Origin of the sequence: Paraburkholderia sp. GAS32 (assembly GCF_050434225.1) — a bacterium.
Classification (GTDB): Bacteria; Pseudomonadota; Gammaproteobacteria; order Burkholderiales; family Burkholderiaceae; genus Paraburkholderia; species Paraburkholderia madseniana.
The window spans coordinates 240899-247967 of the sequence record NZ_JBNPVS010000009.1 but is presented as its reverse complement, the minus strand read 5'-3'; the positions used below and the strand labels follow the sequence as shown (position 1 = coordinate 247967).

At 58.1% G+C, this 7069-nt stretch carries 8 protein-coding genes; 5 read left to right on the top strand and 3 right to left on the bottom strand.

The genetic code is table 11. The features are described 5' to 3' along the window. Nucleotides 1–215: 215 nt before the first annotated feature. Together P3T25_RS14310 and P3T25_RS14305 are read left to right on the top strand one after the other, a co-directional pair. The gene (locus tag P3T25_RS14310; protein WP_166618190.1) at nucleotides 216–488 is read left to right on the top strand and encodes a hypothetical protein; all 273 of its coding nucleotides are present in this window, start codon (nucleotides 216–218) and stop codon (nucleotides 486–488) included. Nucleotides 489–697: 209 nt separating this feature from the next. Further along, nucleotides 698–2407, top strand: coding sequence for a hybrid sensor histidine kinase/response regulator (locus P3T25_RS14305; protein WP_408518711.1), 1710 nt, complete (start codon nucleotides 698–700; stop codon nucleotides 2405–2407). Between the two features lie 286 nt (nucleotides 2408–2693). On the opposite strand, the gene P3T25_RS14300 is transcribed toward P3T25_RS14305, so the two are convergent. Continuing rightward, nucleotides 2694–2933, bottom strand: a complete 240-nt coding sequence (locus P3T25_RS14300; protein WP_266261266.1) for a DUF2442 domain-containing protein — start codon at nucleotides 2931–2933, stop codon at nucleotides 2694–2696. A gap of 252 nt (nucleotides 2934–3185) precedes the next feature. Beyond that, complete coding sequence (locus tag P3T25_RS14295) at nucleotides 3186–3743, bottom strand: Uma2 family endonuclease (RefSeq protein ID WP_154560557.1); 558 nt, start codon at nucleotides 3741–3743, stop codon at nucleotides 3186–3188. Nucleotides 3744–4139: 396 nt separating this feature from the next. On the opposite strand from P3T25_RS14295, the gene P3T25_RS14290 reads away from it, so the two are divergent. From P3T25_RS14290 to P3T25_RS14280, 3 genes are all read left to right on the top strand, one after another. Then, nucleotides 4140–4367: a hypothetical protein gene (locus P3T25_RS14290; protein WP_266261264.1), complete on the top strand. Its 228-nt coding sequence runs from the start codon at nucleotides 4140–4142 to the stop codon at nucleotides 4365–4367. A 308-nt stretch (nucleotides 4368–4675) separates the two neighbouring features. After that, nucleotides 4676–4885 (top strand): hypothetical protein, encoded by a 210-nt coding sequence (locus P3T25_RS14285; RefSeq protein WP_154560555.1) that lies wholly within the window; start codon nucleotides 4676–4678, stop codon nucleotides 4883–4885. Between the two features lie 313 nt (nucleotides 4886–5198). Continuing rightward, nucleotides 5199–5402 (top strand): cold-shock protein, encoded by a 204-nt coding sequence (locus P3T25_RS14280; RefSeq protein WP_154560554.1) that lies wholly within the window; start codon nucleotides 5199–5201, stop codon nucleotides 5400–5402. A 556-nt stretch (nucleotides 5403–5958) separates the two neighbouring features. Here P3T25_RS14280 and P3T25_RS14275 read toward each other — a convergent pair. Further along, nucleotides 5959–7029 carry a hypothetical protein gene (locus P3T25_RS14275; RefSeq protein ID WP_429358265.1) on the bottom strand — a complete coding sequence of 357 codons (1071 nt, stop codon included), beginning with the start codon at nucleotides 7027–7029 and terminating at the stop codon, nucleotides 5959–5961. Between the last annotated feature and the right edge of the window lie 40 nt (nucleotides 7030–7069).

The window sequence follows — 7069 nt, the reverse complement described above, 5'->3', positions numbered from 1 at the left end:
GCCGTTCAACGTTGCCAAGCCGCGCGACGTATTAGTTCCTGCATGATCTAGCCCTACGCGCCGGCTCATTGTGGTGTGCGTTAATTCGCGCTTACAAATATTCGGTTTCAGAACTCACAACCCCTTGGTCAACACTGTGGGTGTCTGCGGCGTTAAGGAGGTGAATGGTGCGAAGCCGTCCCGTTACCTGAACGGGAAAACTGCTGGAGCGGAACATGAAAAACACGAGCGGGCAGTCCCTGCGTTGTCAGGTCGAAAAGTGGCTCGCACCGGCTCCCGCGACACCTGTTCATGTGACCAGATTCAGTAGCACTGGATGGAATGGGCGACGCTACGTGTGCGTTGAGACGTCGTCACCAGCCGGAGCGCGCGCATTGTTCTTCTTCAGGCACGATGACGGCAGTTGGTGCGTATTTCCGCCGACTGCCAACAGACAGAAGTTGGCCGCAAAGCAACCTCTTATGCAGGCGACCATCGCGACGCCATAAACAATTTCAAGTCGCTGCCCTTTGTGGCCTGAGCCCACCTTTGCCAGCAGGCAAGCAGGTACGAACCCTCGTTGACTTGCGCCGCCCCTCCCGTAATGTGAAATTCGCCGCCGTGAAGAACGTCGCTCTGGCGCCCGTCTGTCGAGCTGGCAGCATCCCGGCATCCCGACCTTCGAACTTTCTCTATTTCTCCAGTCGCTCTGTCAGCCATGGAAAGCAATCGCGCGCCCAGTCAAACGGATGAGCTCGCCCGCAGGCCGGTCCGCGCCGCAGATTATGCGGCCGAGAACCGGGCGCTTGTGGCACTCGCTCGAGCTCAGGCCGGCCCGCGCTCCGAATTCCTCCAGGCCATCGCGGATACGGCTCTGACACTTTGCCATGCTGGCAGCGCTGGCATCAGTCTTGTCGAAGGACCTGACGACAATCGGGTCTTCAGGTGGCTCGCAGTTGCCGGGCTCTGCGCTGGCCTGCGCGGCCATACGACCGCATGGGACGAGTGCCCGTGCGCGGTAACCCTGGAAGCGGAGACACCGCAACTATTCGTCAACCCTCAGGCTCGGTTCCCTTGTCTTGCGTTTCCGGGAGTCGACCTTCCGGAAGGAATAGTCGTTCCAATCACGGCTGAGAATGCAGAGCTAGGAGCGATATGGGTGATGTCACACACAGAGGATTGCAGATTTGACCTTGAAGACGTCAGACTGCTCTCAAACCTCGCCGTTTTCGCCGGCTCGGCGTTGACCATCGTCAATGCGCGCGACAGCGGTGAAGAGAGCGACCGGCGGCATAACGAATTCATCGCCATGCTGAGTCACGAGTTGCGAAATCCGATGACGCCAATCGATGGCGCCATAAGTGCAGCAAAACGACTTTGCGCCGAAGACGAAAGAGCCGTCGAAGTGCTGACTATCGCGCAACGCCAGATGAGGCATCTGCGCACGCTGGTCGATGACCTGCTCGACGCCGCCCGTTTGAAACATGGCAAGCTTGCTATCAAGCACAGCGACACGTCACTCAGCGACATTACGTTTGATGCCGTGACAGCCATCAGACATCACATCGTATCCCGCAGGCACACACTCAAAATCTCTGGGCTGGACGAGCCCGTCCCCGTGCGTGCTGACCATGTCCGCTTGAGCCAGGTGCTGGGCAACCTCCTTTCGAACGCGGCGAAATACACACCTGTCGGAGGCACCATCGAGCTCAACGTCCGCGTCGAGCCAAACAACTCGCGCGAAGAAGCACCCGGGCTGATTGTTATTGACGTCACTGACAACGGCATGGGCATCGATAGCGCGGTCCAGCCGCACGTCTTTGAGTTATTCGCGCAGTCTGCCCTTGGCCAGGCGCGTTCCGAAGGCGGCCTGGGAATCGGACTCGCGGTGGCAAAGCGGATGGTCGAGCTTCACCATGGAACAATCTCAATCCAGAGTGAAGGCTCGGGCAAAGGCACGGTTGTGACACTCCGTTTGCCGATAGCCCGGACGACAGCAGATACAGACGCAGGCGCCCCCAGCGCGACCGCTGCAGCTCCCGAGCCGGCACGTCTCCTGCTCGTTGACGACAATCAGGATGCGCTCAAGGCGCTGAGCGTTTTGCTCGAGCTTGAAGGTCATGAAGTAACAACGTCGGACAACGGGCGCGATGCCATACGGCTGATGTCTGAAAAGCACCCTGAGGTTGCCATCATCGACGTGGGGATGCCGGAAATTGACGGCTTCGAAGTTGCGCGAACTGTTCGCCTGAATCGCAGATTCGACGACGTCATACTGGTAGCGCTCACGGGCTATGCATCCGAATCAGACAAGTCGAGGGCACTGGCGGCCGGCTTTGATTTCCATCTGACCAAGCCACTATCGCTCGACAAGCTGCAGTACATCCTGGCGAATCGTGCCGATGGCAAGTTACGGGGCATTGTCTAAGATTGGCGGGCCTTTGGTCACGAGTTCAGGGCTACGAAAAATCGGCTGAACTTGGGGGCGTCGGCCTGAACGGGCAGAAACGCCCTCACCACCTGCCAGTCGTATCCAGTTGTTTACCTGGGGCCTGGAATGCGCAAGGAGGCAGGCCGGAAGAGCCTTTGACTCGCGGCATTGACGCCCGAGCCGCGTGTGTATGTGGGGTGTGACGAATCGCCCCACAGCCGTGATATCGGAACGCTCACGCGTACGCTGCTGGTCCAGGCAGAATACGCTCAACAGCGAAACACTAGCGACCCGCGTTCTCGGGCCGATATGAAAGCAACGCTGGAACGTTCACGTCTTCATCTATTTCAGGCCAGATTATCTGCTCATGGTCCAGGGAGATGGCAAAGTGTTCGCGCTCGGCTGCCGTGGCGGCCTGCAACACGGGAAACCAGTCCAGTGGAAATTGAACGGCGGGACCGTCGGACATATCGAGAAACATGTGCACGCGGTCAAAATGCACGTTCACCGCAGCGCGGTTCATGGTCATCTCCTGAAGTGAATCAACTTAAAGATAGGCCGCGGCAGAGCGGCGTTCAAGAATGAATGCCGGAAAGAAGGCACGCGCCAGCGTTGGAATGAAACAGTCCGTTCGCTGGTTCGACCAGCAGCTAATTTCACGTCCCGCTCCAGGGCTTTGTCGAATGATGGTTGCGCGGTATATAAGCGAACGAGTCGCCGTGTCGAAATGCTGGTGACGTTCGCCGTCTGTGGACCTCATGAGAATGATACGTTCTCAACAACGAACGCTGAGAACGGAGGGCACGTCAATTTCTTCGAAATACATGGGGTCAAGCAATAGTGTCACGCCGAAGATTGAAGCTCGGCGTCGACCCGTCGTTCCCCAGATTTCAACCTGTCCGTGCTGGCCAACGACCATGACTTCGCGGGCGCCACCTTCCAGATAGGCATTGACCCTCCGGCCGATATCTTGCGCCCTATCGCTATCAAGAAGGACCTCAACGCACAGGTCGGGCACGAATGGCACCGGCTCGTCGCGGTCGAAACTTTCCCATCTTTCGCACGGCATCCAGACCACATCGGGGACCCTGATGCCAAATGACAGGGTCGTAACGGTCACCGACATGGCCGCAAGATGTCCAATCTGCTCCGTGAGCTGACAGTAGATGTCCGTGAGCGCAATCTGGCGCCGCGCCGATGGGCGCGAATCCGTCACCACTTCACCGCGCTCGTCCAGCTCATACCACTCCTGCCAGTCAGCTTCCACCGCTGTGGTCAGGTGACGCCATGTGGTAAGCAATCCGTTGCAGTCCAGGAGAGGAGATACGTCCATGAGCTTCTCGCGGGGAAGGTACTTAAGCGTATACCCTCCTGCCGCGATTTAACAATTATCTATGTGTGCAATGCAACATTCAAGCGGCTTTCACGGCCGAAGCTGGCATCACTCGGTTTTGTCCAGGCGGGATTGCGGCGAACCGACTCGCGTTCGTTTTCGGACAGGCGGCGAGCCCGGCTCGTCCTTTACCTGATGGGTCGGCCACATCCCGATGAAGCCAAAATGTGACCTCTGCCAGTGGATTGCCCCCGTCCGGCTATGGGTGTTGCCGTGCTGTTGCTATTTTCATGAACGTGTGCGGTGAAATCGTCCATCTCCTTGCGAGGCAGCCCTTCACAGTCTAAGGTTCAAGTAGTTTCTCAAGTCTGTTGTGCACTGCGGCAGGGGGAAGAGATGAGAACCACGACGCGACATCTCGTACGATTGCTGTCCGATATCAAGCGTGCCCATGAATGCAGGACGCTCCGCGCGGTCGTCACCCGCAACACGATGCGCCTGGCAACGGAGGAAGCCGCTGCTGAGTCGGCCTCGCCGAAAGACATCCGTCGCGACGAGACGCGCCGCTCGTCGGCGGAAATCTACCTCCTGCCCGGTTCCGAAACAGGCTCTCGACTGCACTAGAAGTGTGCGTGCGAGGGCGTTGGCTGAGGCCAGTTCACATCGGCGCGCCAGGCAACAGGAACCATAACCGGCGTGTTAGCGCCAGGAAAGCTGATAGAGCGTAGGATTGGGACACGGTCATGCGGACTAGCGCGGTGCCGGCCCATGCCGGTCCTGCATCGTGTGCCCGCATTCTGGTGAAAGACATCATGAAATTCGTTGCAGCGACAACCGGCATATTCAACGAGCCAGGCAAATGAAGGAGAAACATCGCTTTGGGGCCGGTCGACTCAGGGTGTGCTCCGCCGTCCGGCCACAGGAGGTCCAACATGAAACTAGACGCCGCCATGTTTGTGCGACTGCGCCGTCTCGCTCCGGTTCTCGATGACGTACTCAACGCAGGAGAGGTCGAGCACGCAGACCAGGCCGTGGACCTCGCTTCACTTGCTGAGTTGTGCTCACAGTTGTTCGACGCGTACCACTGCGAAAACCCGGGCGAGATTGCGCGAGCGCGACTCGATGCCCTCGAGTCGCAGTAACATACTTCGTCCGGACACCCCCCACGGCTTACCCAACAACGGGAACGCAATCCTGAATCATCCAGCGTGCTGGTAGCGCTTCCTTTCGTGTACGGCGATACTTTATACGAGATAAGGTGATGCACCTCACATTTGAGACCGCCTCCCGAATTGACCCGTACTGCGCAATCGGCTACAACTTCGGTGTCGGAGTCTTGGATAGCGGTTTCAGCACTGTGGTTGAGCGCCGGGCAGTAACTTCCGCTGTTGCAATATGTACAAGATTCAGGCGTACGGAATTCGGTGCGCTCTTTACACTTTGTTGGATTGAATGATGGAAACAGGTACAGTAAAGTGGTTCAACGACGCGAAAGGCTTCGGCTTTATCACGCCGGACGATGGCGGTGCGGACTTGTTCGCCCACTTCTCGGAAATCAGGGCAGCGGGCTTCAAGTCATTGCAGGAAAACCAGAAGGTCAGCTTCGACGTGAAGATGGGCCCGAAAGGTAAGCAGGCCGCAAACATCACGCCGGTTTAAGAGAAAATCCGCGTCACTGCAGCATACGATGCCCGGTTCGCCGGGCATCGTCCATTTTCGATGACGCTCAGCCCGGACAGCATCGCTACCGTCCGCGCCGACTCATCCGACGCCAGGCACACGACCGCGCGTGTCATTTCTTCTGGTCGCCCGAAGCGACCCGCTGGCACCTAACCTCCGCGCAATCCACCGAACTGCCCCCCGAACGCCCCTCGTTTCGCTCAATCAGATTTTCGTTTCCACTCCTAAACTTGTTTCCATGGAACGACAAGTCATAGAGCCCATCTACGCCGCCTTCCCCCGCGTTGTTTTGAACCGTATCGTTGGTTGCAATTGAAGCAGCAGGAAGTTGAAGCAACAGGAGGAGGGGTCATTCCCGGCGTCCGTACTGCTGTAACGCCGAGGACCCTCGCGCGCTGCACTCCTGGCTGCAGCTACCAGCGCATTTTGACCTGCCTGGCGCAAGGCCTGGCAAGCTGCCAGGCCAACCCTGCCCATACCTCACGCAGTTTCTAGTCTTCGTAGTTAAGTGTCGCGGGATTGGTGTTCCTGAAGATTAAGTAAAACGGTTGCTGAAGTGCGCCACCAGAGGAGTTGGCCGGCACGATGACGTCACATAGCTTGGTCGTGGGGCTGCAACGCCGCACCTGACCGGCTGTCGTGGCATCGCCGCCAGTGATGGGGATGAACAGATTGCCCCCGGCCCGAAAATGATTGCCTGTGCGAAGGCCCTGGCGGCACCCGGCGCCGATAAAATGAGCTCGTCGAGAAGGACGCCGGTCCGGCCATCAAGTTTGAGGATTTTATCGCTATCGCTGGAAGCTGCGCGGAAGCTCGTAACCCACAGGTTGCCTGCGCTGTCGAAGACCAGGCCCTCAGGGCGGTGCAAGTCCGGGACACTGGTGTTAGATGCGAACATGTCAACAAATGCCTTGGTGCGGGCATCGAAGCGCAAGATGTATCCTATGAGCGGTTTGTAGAGCGGGTCCTTCGGGTCGAGGCAACCCAGTGCCGAGACATACAGAAGACCGTCCGGCCCAAACACCACGCCGCGCGGATGGAACTCGTTGGTAAACGCACTTCGGTCCAGATTGCCTAGAAAGGCGCCCGCAGCGTCATATTCTTTGACGTTGCCTTGGTTGGCACACTTGCCAGCCTGGTCACCGATATCGGCCACGTAGAAGCCGTTGTCCCGCCCTCCGCGAACGATGCCGCGCGGCGCAAAGGGTGCGTTTCGGTCGCTCGAGGCGACAAGTTTGCCGACAAAAGTGCCAGTCGCACTGTCGAACTGCAGAACCTCGCCGCTTTTGCCGGTGCCCAGGTTCTGGTTGACAACCACAAGTTGCCCACCCGTAAAAATCATCCCCATGGGTCCCTTCAGCCCGGCAGTCTTCGGCGCAATGAAGGCGCCAAGATATGTCCCGCTCGAGGCATCGAAATGCTTGACTGAGCTGTCCCCGACGTCGCCAACGAACAGTTCCTGCGCCCTTGAGGATTGGCCGACCGACAAGGCACTTAACCCCAACGTTGCGGACAGCAGGATGGAGCGCAATACATTGCGATAAGTTGACCGATGTTTTGGCTGCAGGAAGCCGCGGCGCGAAGAGACAAGAGAAGTTGCAATCATTTTGGTGCCTCCATTCAATACGTTGTTAACTGCGTGTGAC